Annotated in this window: 17 protein-coding genes; 6 read left to right on the top strand and 11 right to left on the bottom strand. The window is 69.8% G+C overall.

The features are described 5' to 3' along the window. Positions 1-64 precede the first annotated feature (64 nt). The 3 genes from fdhF to IEY33_RS02840 form a co-directional block, all read right to left on the bottom strand. On the bottom strand, positions 65-3,100 hold the full coding sequence (gene fdhF, locus IEY33_RS02850; protein WP_188960678.1) for a formate dehydrogenase subunit alpha: 3,036 nt from the start codon (positions 3,098-3,100) through the stop codon (positions 65-67). Positions 3,101-3,450: 350 nt separating this feature from the next. Continuing rightward, positions 3,451-4,503 (bottom strand): HD-GYP domain-containing protein, encoded by a 1,053-nt coding sequence (locus IEY33_RS02845; RefSeq protein ID WP_188960677.1) that lies wholly within the window; start codon positions 4,501-4,503, stop codon positions 3,451-3,453. A gap of 209 nt (positions 4,504-4,712) precedes the next feature. Continuing rightward, positions 4,713-4,874 carry a hypothetical protein gene (locus IEY33_RS02840; protein ID WP_188960676.1) on the bottom strand — a complete coding sequence of 54 codons (162 nt, stop codon included), beginning with the start codon at positions 4,872-4,874 and terminating at the stop codon, positions 4,713-4,715. A gap of 44 nt (positions 4,875-4,918) precedes the next feature. Here IEY33_RS02840 and IEY33_RS02835 point away from each other — a divergent pair, with 44 nt between their 5' ends. From IEY33_RS02835 to queA, 5 genes are all read left to right on the top strand, one after another. After that, the gene (locus IEY33_RS02835) at positions 4,919-6,808 is read left to right on the top strand and encodes an AfsR/SARP family transcriptional regulator (protein ID WP_188960675.1); all 1,890 of its coding nucleotides are present in this window, start codon (positions 4,919-4,921) and stop codon (positions 6,806-6,808) included. A gap of 95 nt (positions 6,809-6,903) precedes the next feature. Further along, a complete protein-coding gene (locus tag IEY33_RS02830) occupies positions 6,904-7,683 on the top strand; it encodes a TIGR00282 family metallophosphoesterase (protein WP_188960674.1) in 780 nt (259 codons plus the stop codon). 85 nt (positions 7,684-7,768) lie between these two features. After that, entirely contained in the window at positions 7,769-10,273 is a 2,505-nt protein-coding gene (locus IEY33_RS02825) for a phosphoenolpyruvate carboxylase (protein ID WP_188960673.1), read from the top strand. A 386-nt stretch (positions 10,274-10,659) separates the two neighbouring features. Further along, the gene (locus IEY33_RS02820) at positions 10,660-11,217 is read left to right on the top strand and encodes a LabA-like NYN domain-containing protein (RefSeq protein WP_188960672.1); all 558 of its coding nucleotides are present in this window, start codon (positions 10,660-10,662) and stop codon (positions 11,215-11,217) included. After that, entirely contained in the window at positions 11,217-12,314 is a 1,098-nt protein-coding gene (queA, locus tag IEY33_RS02815; RefSeq protein WP_188960671.1) for a tRNA preQ1(34) S-adenosylmethionine ribosyltransferase-isomerase QueA, read from the top strand. Before IEY33_RS02820 ends, queA begins: the two co-directional genes overlap by 1 nt. A gap of 10 nt (positions 12,315-12,324) precedes the next feature. Here queA and IEY33_RS02810 read toward each other — a convergent pair whose 3' ends face one another. The 8 genes from IEY33_RS02810 to IEY33_RS02775 form a co-directional block, all read right to left on the bottom strand. Beyond that, positions 12,325-13,314: a GNAT family N-acetyltransferase gene (locus IEY33_RS02810; protein WP_188960670.1), complete on the bottom strand. Its 990-nt coding sequence runs from the start codon at positions 13,312-13,314 to the stop codon at positions 12,325-12,327. 98 nt (positions 13,315-13,412) lie between these two features. Further along, on the bottom strand, positions 13,413-13,943 hold the full coding sequence (locus IEY33_RS02805; protein WP_188960669.1) for a hypothetical protein: 531 nt from the start codon (positions 13,941-13,943) through the stop codon (positions 13,413-13,415). A gap of 3 nt (positions 13,944-13,946) precedes the next feature. Beyond that, positions 13,947-14,804: an SDR family oxidoreductase gene (locus IEY33_RS02800; protein WP_229670706.1), complete on the bottom strand. Its 858-nt coding sequence runs from the start codon at positions 14,802-14,804 to the stop codon at positions 13,947-13,949. A gap of 50 nt (positions 14,805-14,854) precedes the next feature. Continuing rightward, positions 14,855-16,099: a Gfo/Idh/MocA family protein gene (locus IEY33_RS02795; protein ID WP_229670705.1), complete on the bottom strand. Its 1,245-nt coding sequence runs from the start codon at positions 16,097-16,099 to the stop codon at positions 14,855-14,857. Positions 16,100-16,138: 39 nt separating this feature from the next. Further along, positions 16,139-17,164: a dipeptide epimerase gene (locus tag IEY33_RS02790; RefSeq protein WP_188960668.1), complete on the bottom strand. Its 1,026-nt coding sequence runs from the start codon at positions 17,162-17,164 to the stop codon at positions 16,139-16,141. Continuing rightward, positions 17,161-18,072 carry a C40 family peptidase gene (locus IEY33_RS02785; protein WP_188960667.1) on the bottom strand — a complete coding sequence of 304 codons (912 nt, stop codon included), beginning with the start codon at positions 18,070-18,072 and terminating at the stop codon, positions 17,161-17,163. Before IEY33_RS02785 ends, IEY33_RS02790 begins: the two co-directional genes overlap by 4 nt. Further along, positions 18,069-19,091 carry a dipeptidase gene (locus IEY33_RS02780; protein WP_229670704.1) on the bottom strand — a complete coding sequence of 341 codons (1,023 nt, stop codon included), beginning with the start codon at positions 19,089-19,091 and terminating at the stop codon, positions 18,069-18,071. The genes IEY33_RS02785 and IEY33_RS02780 overlap by 4 nt, the downstream gene beginning before the upstream one ends. Continuing rightward, the gene (locus IEY33_RS02775) at positions 19,088-19,792 is read right to left on the bottom strand and encodes an HAD-IA family hydrolase (RefSeq protein ID WP_188960666.1); all 705 of its coding nucleotides are present in this window, start codon (positions 19,790-19,792) and stop codon (positions 19,088-19,090) included. The genes IEY33_RS02780 and IEY33_RS02775 overlap by 4 nt, the downstream gene beginning before the upstream one ends. Before the next feature lie 74 nt (positions 19,793-19,866). Between IEY33_RS02775 and IEY33_RS02770 the strand changes: the two genes are divergently transcribed. Beyond that, positions 19,867-20,133 carry a hypothetical protein gene (locus tag IEY33_RS02770; RefSeq protein ID WP_188960665.1) on the top strand — a complete coding sequence of 89 codons (267 nt, stop codon included), beginning with the start codon at positions 19,867-19,869 and terminating at the stop codon, positions 20,131-20,133. Positions 20,134-20,138 lie beyond the last annotated feature (5 nt).

Raw genomic sequence — 20,138 nt, 5'->3', positions numbered from 1 at the left:
CGCCCGGTTCAGCATGTGATGGGACGGTCGGCGTCCGGCGGTGACGGGTCCGTGGTCGGGTCGTTCAGTCGTCCGCGCCGGTCCCGAAGGCGTCCACGCGGCCGTTCAGGCTCGCGCCTTCCAGCAGGCCCAGGCCCGCGCCGGGGTACACGTAGTCGGGGCGCGCCCACTTGCGCTCCACCTCCACGCCCGTCTGCGGGGTGCGCGTCGCGTAGCGGTGATCGGTGCGCGGCAGCGGCGTTTCGCCCACGTCGCCCAGCACTTCCATGCGGACGCTGGTGTCCTTGTAGGCGGGCGTGTTCGTGTTGATGTCGCGGTTCTGGCCCGTCAGGTGGTTCACGGCGTCCTCGTGGCGCGCGGCGTTCATGGGGACGTACACCTCGTTCCCGAACACGCGCGGCGTGACGAGCGCCCGCAGCTTCACCGCGCCGTGCGGCGACACGAGCCGCACCCAGCTGCCGTCCGACACGCCGCGCTCAGCCGCGAGTTCCGGGCTGACCTCCACGAAGGTGTCCGGCACCCTGGCGGCGATGCCCGGCACGCGGAACGTCATGTTGCCCTCGTGCAGGTGCTCCAGCATCCGGCCGGAGTTCAGGTGCAGGTCGTACTCGCTGGTGGGCGCCTGCGTGCGCGGCGCGTACTTCGCGGCGTACAGGCGCGCCTTTCCGTCCGGGAAGTGGAAGCCCTTGGTGTACAGCAGCGGGGTGTCCGTGCCGTCCGCCTCGACCGGCCAGCACAGGCTCTTGAAGCCTTCCAGCCGCTCGTACGTGACGCCCGCGATCAGGGGCGTCAGCGCGGCCGCCTCGGCCATCACCTGCGAGGGGTGCGTGTAGTTCCAGTCGGCCCCCAGCGCCTGGGCGACCAGCTGGTAGATGCGCCAGTCCGGCAGGCTGCCCTTCAGGGGGGCCATCACCTCGTACAGGCGCTGGATGCGCCGCTCGGTGCTCGTGAAGGTCCCCTCCTTCTCCAGGGCGGGGCTGGCGGGCAGCACCACGTCCGCGTAGTGCGCCGTGTTGCTGAAGAACGCGTCCTGCACGATGAAGAAGTCCAGCTTGCCGTACCCGGCCGCGACGTGGTTGCTGTCGGCGTCCGTGAGGCTCATCTCTTCGCCCGTCAGGTACAGCAGCTTCAGGGTGCCCTTGTTGGCCGCGTCGATCATCTGGGTGTTGTCCAGGCCGCGTTCCGGGCGGATGGTGCACTTCCAGGCCGCGCCGAACTTCGCGGCGACCTCGGGGTCCGCCACCTTCTGGTAGCCGGGCAGCATGTCGGGCATCGCGCCGAAGTCGCTGACGCCCTGCACGTTGTTGTGGCCGCGCAGCGGGTACGAGCCCGTGCCGGGACGCATGTAGTTGCCGGTCACGAGCAGCATGTTGCTGATCGCGGTGCTCGTCTCGCTGCCGCCCATCTGCTGCGTGACACCCATCGCCCACAGGACCGCCACGCCGCCCTCCCTGGAGTGGTCGCTGGCGCGCACCACGCGGTCCGCGAGATCGCGCAGCTGCGCCTGAGTGAGGCCCGTCTCGCGCTCGGCGTACTCCAGCGTGAAGTCCTTGATGCTGTCACGGAATTCCGTGAGGCCGTTCACCCACTCGTCCAGGAACGCCTGATCGGCGCGGCCCTCGTCCAGGATGAGTTTCGTGACGGCGTTCAGCCACACGAAGTCCGTGCCCGCACGCGGGCGGAGGAACACGTCGGCGCGCGTCGCCATCTCGTGCTCGCGCAGGTCCACCACCACGAGCTCCTGGCCGTGCAGCTTGTGGGCGCGCTTCACGCGCGTCGCGAGGACCGGGTGGCTCTCGGCGGTGTTCGTGCCGACCCCGATCACGAGGCGCGCGAGTTCGATGTCCTTGATGGTGCCGCTGTCCCCGCCGTACCCGACGGTGCGCCACAGGCCGACCGTGGCGGGCGACTGGCAGTACCGCGAGCAGTTGTCGACGTTGTTCGTGCCGATCACCTGCCGTGCCAGCTTCTGCTTCAGGTAGCTCTCCTCGTTGGTGCCCTTGCTGGAGATCACGAAGGCGAGCGCGTCCGGGCCGTGCCGCTCGACCGTCTCGCGCATCTTGCTCGCCACGAGGCGGATCGCTTCGTCCCACGTCGCTTCACGGAAGCGGTCGCCCTCACGGATGAGGGGAGACGTGAGCCGGTCGGGCGCGTTCGTGTACTCCCACCCGAACTTGCCTTTCACGCAGGTGCTCACGCCGTTCGCGGGCCCCTCGGTCGGCTCGACCTTCAGGATGTGCCGGTCCTTCGTCCACACCTCGAAGCTGCAGCCCACCCCGCAGTACGTGCAGACCGTCTTCGTCTTCTCGATGTACCCCTCGCGGCCCGCCGACTCGATCTCGGAAATGTTCAGGATCGGCGTGTACCCGATGCTCGGCTCGACGTTCTTCACGACCGCGACCGCGCTGTTGAACATCGGCAGGGGAATGCCGGTGAACATGCCCGCCTCGTGCAGCATGCTCTTCTCCTGCAGGGCATTGCACGGGCAGACCGTCACGCAGTGCCCGCACGACACGCAGCTGCTCTCCCCGATGTCCTTGCCGCCGTCCCACAGCACGCGCGGGTTCGCGCTCTCCCAGTTGATGGTGAGCGTCTCGTTCACCTGCAGGTTCTGGCAGGCTTCCACGCAGCGGCCGCACAGGATGCACTGGTCCGGGTCGTAACGGTAGAAGGGGTTGGTGTTGTCGATCTCGTACGGTTTCGGCTGGAAGGGACGGTTCTGGTGCTCCACCCCGATCAGCGACACGGTGTTGTGCACCGTGCAGTTCCCGTTGTTGTTGTCGCACACCGTGCAGTACAGCTGGTGGTTCCCGAGGATGCGGTCGTACGCTTCTTCACGCGCGCGCTTCGCGGCGCTCACCTCGGTCCGCACGACCTGACCTGCACGGACGGGCGTCGCGCAGGCCCGTTCGAGCTTCCCGTCGATCTCCACGATGCACGTGTCGCACGTCTGGATCGGGCCGAGCTGATGGTGGTAACACACCTGCGGCAGTTCCGTCCGCGAGCGGTTCAGGGCGTCCACGACGTACTCGCCGGGCCTGGCGTCCATGTGGACGCCGTTGACGATGATCATTCCTTCCTGAAGTGGAGCCTGGGTCATGAATGTGCCCTCCTGGGGAACGCAGGCTGAATGCTCGGCCTGGAAACGAAACTGGCCTGTACACACGCGGCAGGCAATCCTGCCCCTGCCGTCCAGCCACCCTGGAATTCGTGCAGGGGCCGCCCGAATCGTGATCGTTCCTGGCCTCGACCAACTATAGGGAGCCGTGGCGTAGCGGGAGGCTGTGTGGACATTAAGCGAAATTCATCCCCGTGTCACGCCTCTCTTCCTGCTGTCCGGCGACGTGCCGACATGATGCCGGGCCGCTCCCCCGCCGAAGTGCGTTCCCGGACACAGGTGAACGCCCGCACGGCATGGCCGGTACGGGCGCAGGAGTGGCGTCACTCGGTTCAGGTCAGATGAATCGCGTCCAGGCGCGCCTGCAGGTGCCGGAAGCCCAGCACGTCCAGCACGAACACCCGCACCAGCCACGGGTCGAACTGCGTGCCCGCCCCCGCGATCAGGTGCTCCGTCGCCGCCTGATACGACCACGCGGGCTTGTACGACCTCACGCTCGTCAGCGCATCGAACACGTCCGCGATCGCGACGATGCGCGCCGTCAGCGGAATGTGCCCGCCCGCCAGTCCCGCCGGATACCCCGTGCCGTCGTACCGCTCGTGGTGATGCAGCACCGCCGCCCGCACTTCCGGGGGCAGGAACGCCAGGCGCTCCACGATCTCCACGCCCCACACCGGGTGCTGCAGCATCACCTCGTACTCCTCGTTCGACAGCGCCCCGTTCTTCCAGAGGATCTCGTCCGGCACGCGCGACTTGCCCACGTCGTGCAGGGCCGCGCCCCAGCGCACCGCGCGGATCAGTTCGGGACTCAGCGACAGTGCCTCGGCGAGCCGTGTGGACAGGCCCACCATGCGTTCCACGTGCTGGCTCTGCCACGAGTCGAGCGACACGCCCAGGCACGACACGGCGTCGTCCAGGTCGCGCATGAGCTGCTGCTCGCGCATGTTCGCGTCGTACTCGGCGCGGGCCGTCAGCTCCAGCCGGTCCAGGTTCCCGACGATGTACCGGCCCCGGCGGTTCCACGTGATCCGCACGCGCCTCGACCCGGCCTGCGCGCGCAGCACGGCGTCGTCGCAGCTGCCCTCGTGCGTCAGCAGTCCTTCCGGGTAGCGCGTGTTCGGCAGGCGAACGAGGGCTGAGAGCGGCAGACCCACCGCGTCGTCCGGGTGCAGGTCCGTCACGTCTTCCCAGGCGCCGGAGACCCGCAGCACCCGGCCCGAATCGTCCAGCAGGAAGAGGGCCGACGGCTGTGCAATGAGCAGCAGGTCCTCTTCCGGGACCTCGGGCGCGAGCTCTTCCTGGTGGGGCAGCGCGAGGCTGATCTTCTGGAAGCTCGGCGTCTGCAGGGACAGGAGATGCAGGTTGAAGTCGTCGGACTGAGGCAACTGGACACGCTCCTTAGGGGATGACGCTCAGGATAGCTTAAGGAAACGTTTATTCAAGTCCGTGTGTCACGGAAGGGCGGGCGGTGATCGCCCCGAACATCAGTCGGTCCAGTTTCTGCTCCAGCGAACGGTTCGGCTGAACCGCGCGAGCGTCACTGTTCACAACCGCTTCACGCGGCGGACGGGCCACAGGGGAAGAAGCAGTCACTTCAGTTGCCGCCGTGGATGCCGCCACCGATGCTGGCAGTGGTGAAGACGCCACCGCTCGTGCTGGTGCTCGTCGTGCCGGTGGTGGGCGCAGCGAGAGAGCTGGTGGCGAGAGCGGCGTTCAGCAGGGCGATGACGGTGATCAGGTAGCGGAAGCTCTTCATGCCCACTAGCCTAATTAGCGTGTTGTGATGATACGGTGAAGGACGTGGCAGCCGACTTCGAGCAACTTTATCGCGAAGGCAGATACCAGGAAGCGATCACCGCCGCCTCAGCGCTCTCACAACCCACAACTCGTTCGTTGACGGTCATCGGTGTCTCGTACCTGCGGTTGGGGGACGCCACCCAGGCTGACACGCCACTGCTCAGCGCAAAGGACCTGCGGGAGCCGGAAGCGATGGTGGAATACGGGAATCTGCTTCGTTTCACCGGCCGCCTCCAAGATGCTGAATCATATCTGACAGATCTCTTACCTGGGATGGAAGGAGAATGGAAAACCAAATGCCAACGTTGGCTTGGTGTAACCCAGCATCAACTCGGTAAAATTAAAGAATCACTTGATAGTCTGGAGAAAGTCAGGAAAGACTATGATTCCAGGGGAGATTCTGTAAACGCTGCCAGGGTTCGACAGAATCTATTCGTCGTATATAGCGATATCGGGGAAACTAAAAAGTCTCACCGAATGATAGAAGAGGCGGTTGTCGTATTTAGAAAATGTTCTGACTCATCTTTATTGATAACAGGTCTCAGAAATTTAGTAATCTCCCTTTTAGCCTTGAATAGACTGGAAGAAATTCCATCGCTGCTTATTGAGATCGAGACACTACTTGGAAATGAGGTTACTCCTTCCCATCTGAGTTATTGGAGCTCAAAGGCCGTTTTATTTGAGCGAAACTTAATTAGTAGAAGCGAGTATATCAAAATCCTTGATAATATTATTGATCTTTCGGAGAAATATGAGAGTTACGAGTATCTTGTCTGGGCGCTGGTCAAGAAGGTTGAGTACCTGATTCAGTCGGATCGGAACAGTGAGGCGATGCGGTTGGTGTATCAGGCGCCGCAGGATGAGTTCGGGCAGTTTCCGACCTCCATCCGGATCGTGCGGGCGATGATCAATCGTCGGATGGGGAACCTGGTGGAGGCGGTGGAGGAGTTGGGGGCGGTCGCGGCGGATCTGGAGGCGGCGGGGAACATCGCGGAGCTGGCGCGGGTGCGGTTGCAGCTGGCGTACGCGCTGCATCTGGATGGGCAGCCGGACGCGTCGGCGGACGTGTTGCGTGCGGCGCTGCAGGGGTTGCTGCGGACGAACATTCATCCGAGCATGCGGCCGGAGCTGGAGGAGCTGGCGGAGTTGCTGCATTTCGCGGCGCTGGAGCCGAGCCTGGCGCCATATCTGGAGCCGGTGATGGACAGTCTGGCGGGCGTGCTGGGGGGCGTGTCGGGGGATGAGGGTGGGGAGCGGGTGCGGTTGCAGGTGCACACGCTTGGCCGCGTGAGTATTTTGCGGGGTGGGGATCCGGTGACGTTCCAGTTGAAGGGGACGGTGCCGCTGCTGGTGTATCTGGCGTTGACGCCGAACCGGACGCGTCTGGAGATTCAGCAGGACCTGTACCCGGACAAGGATCCGGATGCGGCGAGCAGTTACGTGCGCAAGGGCATTCAGGAGTTGCGGGAGTTGCTGGGGCATGGGGCGGTGTTGACGGAGGGGCCGAGGAACCATTCGCGGTACCGGTTGGGGCCTGGGTTGCAGCTGGATCTGGATCTGACGCGGTTTCTGGATGCGATCGGGCGGGCGGAGACGGCGCGGGCGCTGGCGTTGTACCGGGGGGAGTTCCTGCCGGGGTCGGACGAGAGCGAGTGGGTGCTGCAGAAGCGTGATGAGGCGCGGCTGGCGTTGACTTTCGAGCTGCAGAATCAGATGGTGGCGTTCCAGGAGAATCACGAGTGGCGGCGCGTGATTCTGCTGGCGAACCAGTACCTGCGGGTGGATCCGTATGAGGTGTCGGTGCATGCGTTGCGGGTGGAGGCGGCGCGGCGGGTGGGGACGGCGGCGGAGCTGGGGCGGTACGTGGCGGCCATGAATTCCGCGTCGAACTGAACAGGGGCGGGGGGCGGCATGTCTGGGGCGTTCGTCCTGCGGGTCATCTGTTCAGGTGCGCGTGTTTGTGTGCTTGTTACGTTAAGCTGGGCGCAATGTTGCGTGTCTTGTTTGTGGGCGATGTGTACGGGAAGCCGGGGCGGCGGGTGCTGGCCTCGCATCTGCCCACCATTCGCAGTCAGTTTCATTTCGTGATCGTGAACGGCGAGAATGCCGCGGGCGGGTTCGGGCTGAACCGGGAGAGTTTCGACGCGATCACCCGGGCGGGCGCGGACTGCGTCACGCTCGGGAATCACGCGTGGCATCACAAGGAGGTGTTCTCGCTGCTGGACGACCGGCGCGTGGTGCGTCCCGTGAACCTGCCGATCGGCACGCCGGGCAGCGGCTTCCAGACCTTCGACGTGAAGGGCGATTCGGGCGCGCTGGAGCGCATCACGGTCGTGAACGCGCTGGGGCGGGTGTTCATGGAGGCGACGCACAACCCGTTCCTGACGATGGACGAGCTGCTGTCGCGGGACGATCTGGGGTCGGTGTTCCTGGACTTCCATGCGGAGGCGACGAGCGAGAAGGCCGCGATGGGGCAGTACCTGGCGGGCCGCGTGGCGGGCGTCGTGGGGACGCACACGCACGTGGCGACGGCGGACACGCGCCTGCTGCGGGGCGGGACGGCCTTCCAGACGGACGCGGGCTTCACCGGCCCGATGGACAGCGTGATCGGCGCGGACCCGGAGGGACCGATCCTGCGGTTCACGACGGAGATGCACAGCCGCTTCACCGTGAAGGACGGCCCGGCGGAGCTGAACGGCGTGATCATGCACATCGAGGACGGTCGCGCGGAGTTCGTGGAGCGGTACCACCACGAGGAGCGCGCCTGACGGCCGCGTGACGGCGGTCGTGAACGCTGTCCGTGACGGTTTTCCCGCCGCCCGCTTTCCCTGAAGTCTTGACTGGAGGTCATCCATGAGTCTGAACGAAGATGTCAATCTGCTGGGGCGGACCCTCGGCACGGTCCTGAGCGAGCAGGAAGGCCCGGAGTTCCTGGAGCTGGTGGAGCGCGTGCGGGCGCTGGTGCGTCAGGCGCGTGCGGGCGGGGACGACACGCCGCTGCGTGAACTGCTGTCCGGCGCGGACGCGCACACGGCCGAGAACCTCGTGCGGGCCTTCACGCTGTACTTCCAGCTCGTGAACCTCGCCGAGGAGCACGAGCGCGTGCGCGTCCTGAGCGCCAGCCCGGGGCCGCGCCCGCAGAGCCTCGCGCAGGCCCTCATCGAGCTGAAGGACATGGGGCTCACGGCGGAGCAGACGGAGGCGCTGATCGCGCGGGTGGACCTGGGCCTGACGTTCACGGCGCACCCGACCGAGATGCGGCGCCGCACGGTACGCGGGCACCTCGTGGACGTCGCGCAGGACATCCAGTCGCTGACGGGACCGGCGGTGGAACGCATCGCGGCGCACATCGAGGCGCTGTGGAGCACGCCGGAACTGCGCCGCCTGAAGCCGACGGTGCTGGACGAGGTGAAGGGCGGCCTGAGTTACGTGTCCGTGATCGCGCAGGCCCTCCCGGCCCTGCAGCAGGGACTGAGGCGCGCGTTCCACGACGTGTACGGCCGCGACACGGGCGCGCAGCTCCCCATCAGCTTCAGCTCGTGGATGGGCGGCGACCGGGACGGGAATCCCTTCGTGACGCCCGACGCGACCCGCGAGGCGCTCGCCCTGCACCGCGAGCGGGCCCGCGACCTGCTGCTGGAGAGCATCATCCAGGCGTACGCGGACCTCAGCCAGGAGGGCCTGGAGGACGATCAGGACGCGTACCGCCGCGAACTGCGCGCCCTGCACAACGCCGTGCGCGACGGCGAGACGGTGGACCTCGTGGCCCGGCTGGAGGCACTGGACGCGCGACTGCGGCACGACGGGCAGACGCGCAGCGCCGACCTGCTCCTCACACCGCTCCTCACGCGCGCCCGCGTGTTCGGGCAGCACCTCGTGAGCCTCGACGTGCGCGAGCACAGCGCCCTGACGGGCGGCGCGGTCGCCACGCTGCTGCGCGAGGCGGGCGTGGAGGCCGACTACCTGAACCTGCCGGAGCACGCCCGACTGGAACTCCTGTCCCGTGAGCTCCGCTCGCGCCGCCCGCTGTGGCCCGCCGGTGCGGTCCTCCCCGAGGACCTGGAGCGCGCCATCGGCCCGGTTCGCGAGGTGGCCCGCGCGGCCGGCGTGGTCGGCCCGCGCGCCTTCGGGCGGTACGTGGTGAGCATGGCCGAGAGCGTCAGCGACGTGCTGGAACCGCTGATCTTGGCGCGCGAGGTGGGCTTCGCGGTGCTGCCCGTCCCGCTGTTCGAGACGCTCGACGACCTGGAGCGCGCCCCGAGCGTCATGTGGGAACTGCTGGCCCTGCCGGAGTACCGCGCAGTGCTGGGCGACCACGTGCAGGAAATCATGCTCGGGTACTCCGACAGCAACAAGGACGCGGGCTTCCTCGCCGCGAACTGGGCGCTGCACGAGGCGCAGCGCAACATCAGCAGCGTGTGTCGCCGCGCGGGCGTCCCGTGGCGCTTCTTCCACGGGCGCGGCACCAGCATCGGGCGCGGTGGCGGTCCCGCCGGGCGCGCCATTCTCGGCCAGCCCGCAGGCACCATCGACGCGGGGCTGCGCATCACGGAGCAGGGCGAGGCGCTCGCCGACAAGTACAGCCACCCGGTCCTCGCGCAGCGCAACCTCGAACAGGCGCTGTACGGCCTGCTGCTCGCCGCCGCGCGTCCCGCCGACGACCTGCCCGCCGCGTGGGTGGACGCGCTCGGCCGCGCCAGCCGCGCCAGTGCCGCCGCGTACCGCGCGCTGGTGGAGGACGACCGCTTCCTGCCGCTCTTCGAGGAGGTGACGCCCATCCACGAGATCGCGCGCCTCAACATCGCGTCGCGCCCCGTGCGCCGCCCCGGCCCGCCCACCCTCGGATCGCTGCGCGCCATTCCGTGGGTGATGAGCTGGACGCAGAACCGCGCGAACCTGCCCGGCTGGTACGGGCTGCGCGAGGGCCTCGCAGAGATCGGCACGGACCTCGCCCGCGAGATGTACCACGGCTGGGCTTTCTTCCGCAGTGTCCTCGACAACGCGCAGATGAGCCTCGCGAAGTCCGACCTCCTGATCTTCGAGGAGTACGCGCGCCTCGTCCCGGCCACCGAGACGGAACACGCCGCCCTCGTGCGTCAGCTGGAGGACGCGTACCGCAGCACCGTCATGCAGGTGCAGGACGTGGTGGGCGCTGAACTGCTCAGCGCCGAACCGCGCCTGAAGCGCAGCATCGAACTCCGCAACCCGTACATCGATCCCATCCACCGCCTGCAGGTGGAACTCCTGCGCCGCTCCCGCGCCGGGGACGGCGGGTCCGCCAACATGTCCGCCGAACTGGAACGCCCGCTGCTGCTGAGCGTGCAGGGCATCTCCGCGGGCGTGCGCAACACCGGCTGATCCGGTTTTGAGCTGAACTTTTAGAGTTCAGCCGAGCGAAGCGAGCGCCAAAAAGTACGGTTTTGAGGAGGTGGAAGGGATGTCGGTGCTTTTTCCGGCATCCCTGGAATCGGATCAAAACCGTATGACCCGCCCGTACCCTGCCCCATCCGGGCGACCCGTGCTGAATGCGCGGGTCGCCCGGACGCCGTTCACCCCCTGGCCCGCTGACACGCGGCGCCTGACCCGCTACACTCATGTTCCCGTTACACTGGGTCCATTCCCGCTTGGGAATGCGGTCTCAGGATCGTGCCGCCTCCCACCCCGCTCCAGGTGGGGGAGGCGGCCGCGGCGTCCGCCCTTTTGAACTCTCACCCTTTCAGCACGACCCTAACGGAGAACCCCCAATGCACTACGTGGTCCACAAACCCAGAATCGGCCTGTTTATCGACACCCAGAACCTCTACCACTCCGCCCGCGACCTGATGGAACGCACCGTCAACTTCGAGACGCTCCTCAACGTCGCCCGCGCCGACCGCGAACTCGTGCACGCCATCGCGTATACCGTCGAGAAGGAAAACGAGGGCACGGCCCGCCCCTTCATCTACAAACTCTCCGCGCTCGGGTACAAGGTGCGCCGCATGAACCTCACGCTGCACCACGTCGCCGAGGGTGGACGCCCCATCTACGAAGGCAACTGGGACATGGGCATGGTGGCCGACATGTTCCGCCTCATCGACCACCTCGACGTGATCGTGCTCGGCAGTGGCGACGGCGACTTCACCGACATCGTCGAGGTGCTGCAGGAGCGCGGCAAGCGCGTCGAAGTCATCGCGTTCCGCGAACACACCGCGCAGAAGCTCGTGGACGCCGCCGACCGCTTCACGCACCTGCCCGACATCGACGGGGCCCTCATGCCCGCCCGCCTGCGCCCCACGCGCAGCGAAGACGAAGCAGGCAAGTAATGACCGGCGGGACCGACCCGGACGCCGTCCTCCAGCGTCTGCACTTCGACCTGCCCGAACACCTCATCGCGCAGACGGGCGCCGAACCGCGCGACGCCAGCCGACTCATGCTCGTCCGGCCGGACGGCATTCAGGAACGCGTGTTCCGCGACCTGCCGGACCTGCTGCGCGCCGGTGACGTCCTCGTGTTCAACGAGAGCCGCGTCATCCCGGCGCGCGTCATGGCGCACAAACCCGCGGTGGGCGGCATGGGCGGCGGCCGCGTCGAAGTGATGCTGCTGCGCGAGGAACACGGCCACCCGCTCACGCAGGGCGGACAGGTGTGGAGCGCCTACCTGAAACCCGCCCGCCGCGCCGGAAACGAACTGTGGCTCGGGCAGAGCGGCGACCACCCCGTCCGTGCCGAAGTGATCGACACGCTCCCCGACGGCGCGCGCCTCCTGCGATTCGCGGAGGACCTCTGGCCGCACCTGGACCGCATCGGAACGCTGCCGCTCCCCCCGTACATCAGTGCCGACCCCGCCGACTTCGCGGACCGCTACCAGACCGTGTACGCGGGCACGCCCGGCAGCGTCGCCGCGCCCACCGCCGGACTGCACTTCACGCCCGACCTGCTCGCCCGCCTCGACGCGCTCGGCGTGCAGCGCGCCAGCGTCACCCTGCACGTCGGGGCGGGCACCTTCAAACCCATCACGGGCCGCGTCGCGGACCACGTCATGCACGCCGAACAGTACACCATCACGCCCCAGACGGCCGACACCGTGAACCGCGCGCGGCAGGAGGGACGCCGCGTCATCGCGGTCGGCACCACCACCGTCCGCGCCCTGCAGAGCGCCTGGGACGGCCACACCCTGCACGCCGGGCCGGGCGACACCCGCATCTTCATCACGCCCGGCTACCGGGACTTCCTGCCGGACGTGCTCATCACGAACCTGCACCTGCCCGGCAGTACCCTGCTGCTCCTCGTGGCGGCCTTCGCGGGCGAGGACCGCATCCGCGCCGCCTACGACACCGCCCTCCGGGACGGCTACCGCTTCTACAGCCTCGGGGACGCCATGTGGCTCGACCGGGCCACCCCGAACCCCACTCCCCCCTGAACCTGCGCCTTCAGGGGTTGGCGGGCCAGGGGAGGGTGAGGACGACGCTCGCCGGTTCGCGCACGAAGCCCATCGCGTCGTTGATGCCGAGCATTTCGCGGTTGGTGACGTGATTCCCGGTGCGGACGTGCGTCCATCCCTGCGCTCTGGCGCGTTCGGCGCCCGAGAGTTTCAGGGCCCACGCGGCTCCCCTGCCGCGCCACTCGCGGCGCACGCCGGTCAGGCCCTGGTGCAGGGTGCCGGGAATGCCGGGGCGAGGGACGTACAGTTCCGTCATGCCGATCCAGTCCTCGCCGTGCGTGGCGATGAGTGGCCCGCCTGGGCGGAAGTCCGGGGACTGCACGATGCGGGCGCGCCACACCTCGAAAGGCCACGGGTCGATGGGGTCGGTGGTGGGCACGTCCGCCAGCAGCCCGATCACGAGGGCGTAGTAGCGGCGCTGCAGGAGTTCGGAGTCGTCCCACCCGAGGTCCGCGAGGGTCTGCATGCGGACACCTTCGCGGTCCGCGCGGGCACGGCGTTCCGTGAACGCGTCCGGCGTGAAGGTCCGCAGGTCGAGGGTGCTGATCCACATGCGTTCATGTTCCTGCCAGCCGAGGCGCTGCAGCCACGAGGCTTCCGGCCAGTGCTCGCGGACGGTGGTGTGCAGGGTGACGGGCACCTGTGAGTTGGGCGGGTCGAGGTGGCCGAGCGTGTGCAGGCCGTGCCGGTACAGCCGGTCTCGCAGCGCGTCGTCCGTGGCGTGCACGTGCAGGCCGTACCAGCCGGGCCGCGTGAACCGGCGCGCGCGTTCCGTCTCGACCATCCCGACGAGCGCGCCCTCCTGCCATGCGAGCGTGACGGCGTGATGCTCGCCCGGCAGTCGCCCCACGTCCGTGCGGCGCAGGCTTTCGGCGCTGTGCGGCGTGTCCGGGTGCAGCGCCGTCAGGAAGGCGGCGAGCGCGCCTGTGTCCTCGGGGCGGGCGGGCTGCAGGGTCACGGGCGGGGGAGGGGTCGCCATGCGCTAGTGTGCCACGCGCCCGCGCGGCCGTCCTGCGCCGGATGGCCTAGGGAATCACGCCTGACCGGCCTCCGGGCCGCACGGCTCCCCCGCCCGCCCTACAGGGTGATTCCGCACGCCCGGTCCAGCAGGACGCGCAACTCGTCCCGCGCGAACCTGCGCGGCACGAGCGGCACGCCGTCCGGCAGCGGTTCGGCGGGCGGCACGAACTCCGACACGCGGTACCGGAAGTCCGGGCGGACGATCAGGTCACGGGCCGCCGTGAACGCCAGCACGAACTCCAGGTGCAGGTCGTACCCCTCGTTCAGGACGGTCCTCAGCGGGCCCACTTCGCCGCCCAGCAGTGCGAGGAGCGCCGGGTGGGGCGTCAGGCCGTCCTCCAGCGCGGCCAGCACCCGCCCCTGGTCCACCAGCCCGCCCGCGTTCGGGATGCAGTACCCCGAGATGCGGCGACGGCAGCTGTCGAGCGAGTCGCCGCGCACGAGCGTCAGCCGCCGCCCGGCGAGCGCCGCGCCGTTCAGGTAACTCCAGAACTTCCGGAGGCTGCTGTAACTCTCCAGCTGCAGGTACCCGGCGGGCCGCCCGCCGACCGGGACGCTGGGACGAACGGGGGAGGGGGGCGGCGTCACGCTTCAGCCCGCGTGCTGCGAGACGTACGCCTCGCTGACCGCCCACAGGCGGGCGGCGGCCGCGTCGTCCAGGCCCTGCGGGGCGGGCTTCTTCTCGTGCATGTTCTCGAAGTACCGGCCCGTGACGCCCTCCACCTCCGCGCTCGACGCGAGGTAGATGCTCGTCTGCGCGCCCTGCTCCTCCGACACCGCGAAGGGCCGCGCGAGACCCAGCAGGCGGTTCATGAAGGTGCTGCCGGACTGCCCGAACCCGGACGCCACGAAGCCCGGGTGCAGCGCGTTCGCGGTCACGCCGCTCCCCTGCAGGCGGTGCGCGAGTTCCCGCGTGAACAGCAGGTTCGCGAGCTTGCTCTGCGAGTACGCCGCCCACGACGAGTACCCGTGCCGGAATTCCAGGTCGTCCCAGCGCATGCGGCCCATGGTGTGCGCGCCGCTGCTGACGCTCACGACGCGCGCGCCGGGCGTGGCGCGCAGCAGGCCGTCCAGTTCCTGCGTGAGCAGGAAGTAGTTCAGGTGGTTGAGCGCGAACGTCATCTCGATGCCGTCCGTCGTCTCCTGCCGCGCCGTGAAGACCGCGCCCGCGTTGTTCAGCAGCACGTCCAGCTGCCCCTCGCGTTCACGGAACTGCGCGGCGGCGCGCCGCACCTCGCTCAGCACGCTCAGGTCCGCCAGGATGAACGACGCCGCGCCGATCTCGCCGGCCACGGCCTCCGTCTTGGCGGGGTTGCGGCCCACGATCACCACGCGCGCCCCCAGGCGGGCCAGGGACGCCGCCGCCACCTTCCCGATGCCGTTCGTGGCCCCGGTGACCAGCACCGTCCTGCCGTTCATGTCCCGCCCGCCTGAGTGTGTCGCCGTCATGCGGGCATTCTAGACGCTGCACCCGCCCGGAAGGCGTCCCGCGTGGGCGGTCATGCGAGGCGCTGCACCTGACCGCTCAGGCGCGCGCGTTCGGCCGCGAACGCCATGCGGTGCGAGTCGAGCGACTCGTGCAGCGGCGTCGGCACGCCCGCCTCGCCGCGCAGGAACGCGAGCCAGCCCGTCACGAGGCCTGCGTCGCCGCCGCCGTGCGTGCCGCCCGTCTCGACGCGCTCCCGCCTCACCTCGCCCGTCCCGAAGTGATGCACTTCCAGCTCCCCGAGCTCCATGTGCGCGCGCACCTCGCCGTCCGTGAAGTGCAGCCGCAGCGTGCGCGTGTTGTTGTGCGTGAAGGCGCTCACCGTCAGGGTGGCGCGCACGCCGCCCACGAACGCCACCTGCAGCGAGCAGTGGTCCGGCTGGTTCGACTGCCCCAGGAACGCGCACGCCCCGTACGGCCCGTTCCGCAGCGCCCGCAGCAGGCCCTCCCGCGTGCCGTCCGGCGCCACGACCGAGTTCGGCCACACGTCCGGCTCGCGCGGCAGGTACGTGCGCCGCGCGTCCGCCCGGCAGTCCCGGACCTCGCAGTCCAGGCAGCGGTCCGCCGCACCGGCAGGCCGGTCCTCCCGCCGGTGCGCGAAGGTGTCGCCCGTCGCCATCACCCACGCGGGCGGCGAGCCCGCCAGCCAGCGCAGGATGTCGAGATCGTGGCTGCTCTTGGCGAGCACGAACGGCGCGGACGGCGGACTCAGCCGCCAGTTGCCGCGCACGTACGAGTGCACGTAATGCCAGTACGCGACGTTCTCGGCATGCACCACGCCCACCAGCCGCCCGAGCGTACCGCCCGCCACCACGTCCCGCAGCGCGCGGAAGAACGGCGTGGTCCGCAGCACGTGCGCGACCGTCACCGACCCGCGCGAGGCGTGCTCCGCCGCGAGCAGCACGTCCAGTTCCGCCTCCGTCAGGCACACGGGTTTCTCCAGCAGCACGTGATATCCGGCCTGCAGGGCCAGCAGGCACGGCTGCACGTGCAGGTCGTCCGGCGTGGCGATCACGACGGCGTCCGCCACGCGCCCCTGCGCGAAGAACGCGTCCCAGTGCGTGAACTGCCGCTCCGGCGGGACCGCGTGCCGCGCCGCGACCTGCCCCAGCCGCGCCCGGTGCGCGTCCACCAGATGCGTGACCCGCGCGCCCAGCCGCGTTAGGTGCCGCGCGTACACGTCCGCCCCGCGGTTGCCGCAGCCGATGACGGCCACCGTGACCGCGCGCCGCGGGTCAGGCCCGGGCAGGTGAGGCACAGGCAGGTCAGGATCGTGCAGGTCAGGCCCGGGCACGCGTCACGCCCCGCGTTCCACGCCCCAGCCGGGCGCGGCCGGGCGCTCCAGTCGTCCCGCCGACCACTGCAGCCCCACGAAGGGATCGTCCGAGAGCAGCAGCGCCCCGTCGAGGTCCGCCCAGTCGCATGCGCCCGAGAGATGCGCGGCCGCCGCGATGCCCAGACTGCTCTCGATCATGCAGCCCATCATCACGCTCATGCCGAGCGCCCGCGCCGTCCGCAGGGCCCGCAGGGCCTGCAACGGCCCGCCGAGCTTCGCGAGCTTCAGGTTCACCGCGTCGAAGGCCTCGCTGAGCGCCGGAACGTCCGACACGTGATGCAGGCTCTCGTCCGCCATGATCGGCACGCGCGCCACGCGCCGGAGTGAGCGGTGCCCCTCCAGATCCCCGGCCGCGAGCGGCTGTTCCACGAACTCCACGTCCGCCGCATCCAGCACCTCCAGCATCCGGCGCGCCTCGTGCCGCGACCACGCCGCGTTCGCGTCCACGCGCAGCGCCACGCCCGGCGCCTCCTCGCGCAGCGCCTCCACGATGCGCGCGTCCCGGTCCGTGCCGAGCTTCACCTTCAGTACCCCGTACCCGTCCCGCACCGCTGCCCGCGCCTGCTCCCGCATGACCGGCAGTTCCGCGAGCGACACCGTGAAACTGCTCTCCGGCACCGCCGCGTCCGCCGACAGGCCCAGCAGACGCCACACCGGCACGCCCGCACTCCGCGCGCACCACTCCACGGCCGCCATCTCCAGCGCGCACTTCACGCTCGGGTGATGGTGCGGGAACACCGCGCCCAGCCGCGCGCTCAGCCCGTCCCAGTCCCAGGGGTCCGTGAGGGCCTCCAGCATGGACGGCAGCACCGCCTGCACCGTCGTGCCCGTCTCGCCGTAGAAGGCGTTCGGCGCGGCCTCGCCCCGGCCCGAAACGCCGTCCCGCGTGAACGTCACGAAGGTCCGGGGGTACGTGCTGTGCGTCCAGCGCGCGATCCCGAACGGCTGCCGGGTGTGCAGGTCCAGCGTCTCGTGCGTGACGCTCACGGCGTCCCCGCGCGGTCCGGGAGTCGCCCGAAGCCCAGCAGGCCGTCCGCGAGCCTGCGGCCGTACGCGCCCTCGCCGAGCGTCTCGACCGTCACGCGCAGGTGCGTGGCGTTGGCGTGCAGCATCTGCCGGTCGTTCAGCATGATGCCCACGTGCCCCTCGAAGAACGCGAGGTCACCGGGCCGGGGGAGCGTCACGGGCCGCGTCGCCGCGCGCTGCAGGTCCGCGTCGCGCGGCAGCACGCTGCGCCCCGGCGGTCCTGCGGCGTCCGGCGCGTCCCGGCCCGCCCACAGCTGCGCGAGGCCCGAACAGTCCAGCCCCCACGCACTGCGCCCGCCCCACACGTACGGCGTGTTCAGGTACGCCTCCCGGAACGCCGCGAGCCGGTCCCCGCTCACCTCCCAGCTGGAGGGCAGGGTCGCCGCCTCGTGCAGGAACGCTTCCTGACCCCGCACCTCCACCCGCCACCAGCGGTACTCGCCGTGCAGGACCGGTTCCGCGTCCAGCGCGGGCAGCGATGCGCCCGCCGCGACCCGCTCCAGCGTGAGGGCCCTGATGGACGGCCCCGCGTACACGTGCGACCTCGGCACGCGCACCGTCACGGCCTGCTCCGGCACCCGGTCCGTCAGGGCCGCGCCCGGCTGCACGTACCCCAGGTACCCGTCATGCACGGTCCGCACCCACGACCACCCGCCGTCCAGCACCTCCAGCACCTCCAATGCTTCCCCGTGCAGCGCCTCCGTCACCTGCGCCGCCGAGAACGCCGGACGCGCCCGGACGCTCACCGTGCCCGCCGCCCACGCGGCCCGCGCCTCCAGCACGCGCAGGTCCGGGAACCGGTCCGCGAGCGCCGACTCGACCACGCCGCGCTCCACGCTCACCGCCTGCACCCGCGTGTCGGGCGTCACAGGTGCTCCCCCGCCCAGCGCGCCCAGTTGCCGCCCCGCACGCCGTCCCACGCCTCCGGCGGCAGGAACGACGCCAGCCGCTCCACGTCCAGGTACCGGTCCACGCCCGCCGGGGCCTTCTCCACCCCGAAGCCCCCGTCGAGGTCCGTGCCGAGCCCCACGTGCGCCCACCCGAACGTCTCCCCGTAGTGCCGCGCGTGCGCCGCCCACTCGCGCAGCTCCACCCGCGCGTCCCCCTCGTCCCAGCCCGCCCGGATGAAGGTGCTGAGCGCCACCAGCCCGATCACGCCGCCCCGCTCCACCACCGCGCCCGCCATCCCGTCCGACAGGTGCCGGTTGCCCGGCACGAACGCACGACTGTTCGCGTGCGTCGCCACCACCTTCGGCTGCAGGCGCAGCGCCTCCTCCCATGCCGCGTCGTCCAGGTGCGACACGTCCAGCGTCACGCCCGACTCGCGCATCGCGGTCAGCAGCTCCACGCCCCGCTCCGTGAGCGGCCCCGGCGCGTCCGTCCCGCCCGCGTACCGCGTCCGCCCCCACGCCGGACCCACCAGCCGCACGCCCGCCCGCACCCAGAAGTCCAGGTCGTCCGCGCTCCGCATGGGGTCCGCGCCCTCCATCAGCAGCACCACGCCCAGCGGCCCCGGCGCTCCCGCATCCCAGTCCCGCAGGTGCGCGCTCACCTCGCCCGCCGTCGTCAGGAGACGCACCAGCCCGTCATCCTGCCAGCGGCGGTACTGGTCCAGCTGCCAGAGCGCCTGCCGCCGCGCGCCCTTCCAGTCGTCCCGGCCGTCCTGCTCGTACCCCTGCGGGTAATCGTCGCTCGCCGGGCACGCGAACAGCGTCCCGAAACACGCCGCCACGCCCGCCCGCCGCAACTCCGGGAACGACACGCCCGCCGTCTGACCCGCCACCGGATCCTGCGCCCGCAACGCCACGAGGTCCAGCGTCAGGTCCCGGCCCAGCTGCGCGTTCCACGCGAGGTCCAGATGCCCGTCGAACAGCACCCCGCCCGTCACACCAGCTCCAGCACGTCACGCAGGTCATGCAGGGCGCCCGGCGTTCCGTGCCGCAGGTCGATCAGTGCCGCGCGCATGCCCGCCTCCCGCGCCGCCGTCACGTTCTCCGGCTTGTCGTCCACGAACAGGATCTCCTGCACCGGCAGCTCCATCAGGTCCGCCGAACGCAGGTACGCGTCCCGCTCCGGCTTGTGGACGCCCAGCGAGCACGACGCGATCGCGACATCCACCACGTCACCCAGCCCGATCGCGTCCAGCGTCACCCCGATGCTCGGCAGGGTGTTGCTCAGCACGCCCACCTTCACGCCCCGCGCCCGCAGCGCCTCCAGCACCCCGCGCGCCGCCGGGTACGCCTTCATGTACCGCTCGTACGGCCACTCCTGCAGCAGCAGCCCCAGCCGCTCGGCGGGCAGGTCCAGCCGCGCCGCGAGCTCCTGCGCGTACCGCTCCCAGTACGCCGCCTCGTCCGCCTCGGACCTCAGGCCCCACCAGCCGCCCACCTGCGCCGGGTCCTCCTGCGCCGCCCACTGCGCCTGCAGCGCCTGACCGACCACGCGCGGGTCCAGCCCGTACTCGCGGGCCGCCCACACGGCCACCTCGCGGTACACGCCGGTATCCGTGTACGCAATCGTCTCGTCGCGATCGAACAACACACCCCGCACGCGCGTCGCGGGGCGGGAAACGGCCTGCACATCAGTCATGCAGGAGAGGATAGCCCACCGCCACGCGCGCACCGTGAACGCACGGCCAAGCCCGCGCGGGCTAGCCTGAGCGCATGACCCTCGCCGGACTCACCCAGGCCCTCGCCAGTCACCTCGCCGTCGTCAACCTGCGCCTCGCCCTCCTCGAAGGCAGCGAACCGCAGGCCGCCGCGGCCGCCGCCATCGACCTCGTCCGCCGCCTCCTGCTGGAAAGCGGCCTCGGCGAGACCGAGAGTGACATCGTGCTCAGGGACGCGCAGGACCTCGTGAACCTCGTGACCAGCCAGCTCCCCGATCCGAACGACACCGATCCGAACGACACCGACCCGGACGACGCCTGATCACC

The organism is Deinococcus aquiradiocola (assembly GCF_014646915.1).
Taxonomy (GTDB): Bacteria; Deinococcota; Deinococci; order Deinococcales; family Deinococcaceae; genus Deinococcus; species Deinococcus aquiradiocola.
The sequence above is the reverse complement of the archived record's forward strand: the minus strand, read 5'-3'. Positions and strand labels throughout refer to the sequence as shown.

Coding starts and splice junctions, on each gene's coding strand:
- IEY33_RS02820 (WP_188960672.1), top strand. CDS start 10,660: ATGCACTACGTGGTCCACAAACCCAGAATCGGCCTGTTTATCGACACC.
- IEY33_RS02775 (WP_188960666.1), bottom strand. CDS start 19,792: ATGACTGATGTGCAGGCCGTTTCCCGCCCCGCGACGCGCGTGCGGGGT.
- IEY33_RS02840 (WP_188960676.1), bottom strand. CDS start 4,874: ATGAAGAGCTTCCGCTACCTGATCACCGTCATCGCCCTGCTGAACGCC.
- IEY33_RS02810 (WP_188960670.1), bottom strand. CDS start 13,314: ATGGCGACCCCTCCCCCGCCCGTGACCCTGCAGCCCGCCCGCCCCGAG.
- IEY33_RS02770 (WP_188960665.1), top strand. CDS start 19,867: ATGACCCTCGCCGGACTCACCCAGGCCCTCGCCAGTCACCTCGCCGTC.
- fdhF (WP_188960678.1), bottom strand. CDS start 3,100: ATGACCCAGGCTCCACTTCAGGAAGGAATGATCATCGTCAACGGCGTC.
- IEY33_RS02830 (WP_188960674.1), top strand. CDS start 6,904: ATGTTGCGTGTCTTGTTTGTGGGCGATGTGTACGGGAAGCCGGGGCGG.
- queA (WP_188960671.1), top strand. CDS start 11,217: ATGACCGGCGGGACCGACCCGGACGCCGTCCTCCAGCGTCTGCACTTC.
- IEY33_RS02800 (WP_229670706.1), bottom strand. CDS start 14,804: ATGACGGCGACACACTCAGGCGGGCGGGACATGAACGGCAGGACGGTG.
- IEY33_RS02825 (WP_188960673.1), top strand. CDS start 7,769: ATGAGTCTGAACGAAGATGTCAATCTGCTGGGGCGGACCCTCGGCACG.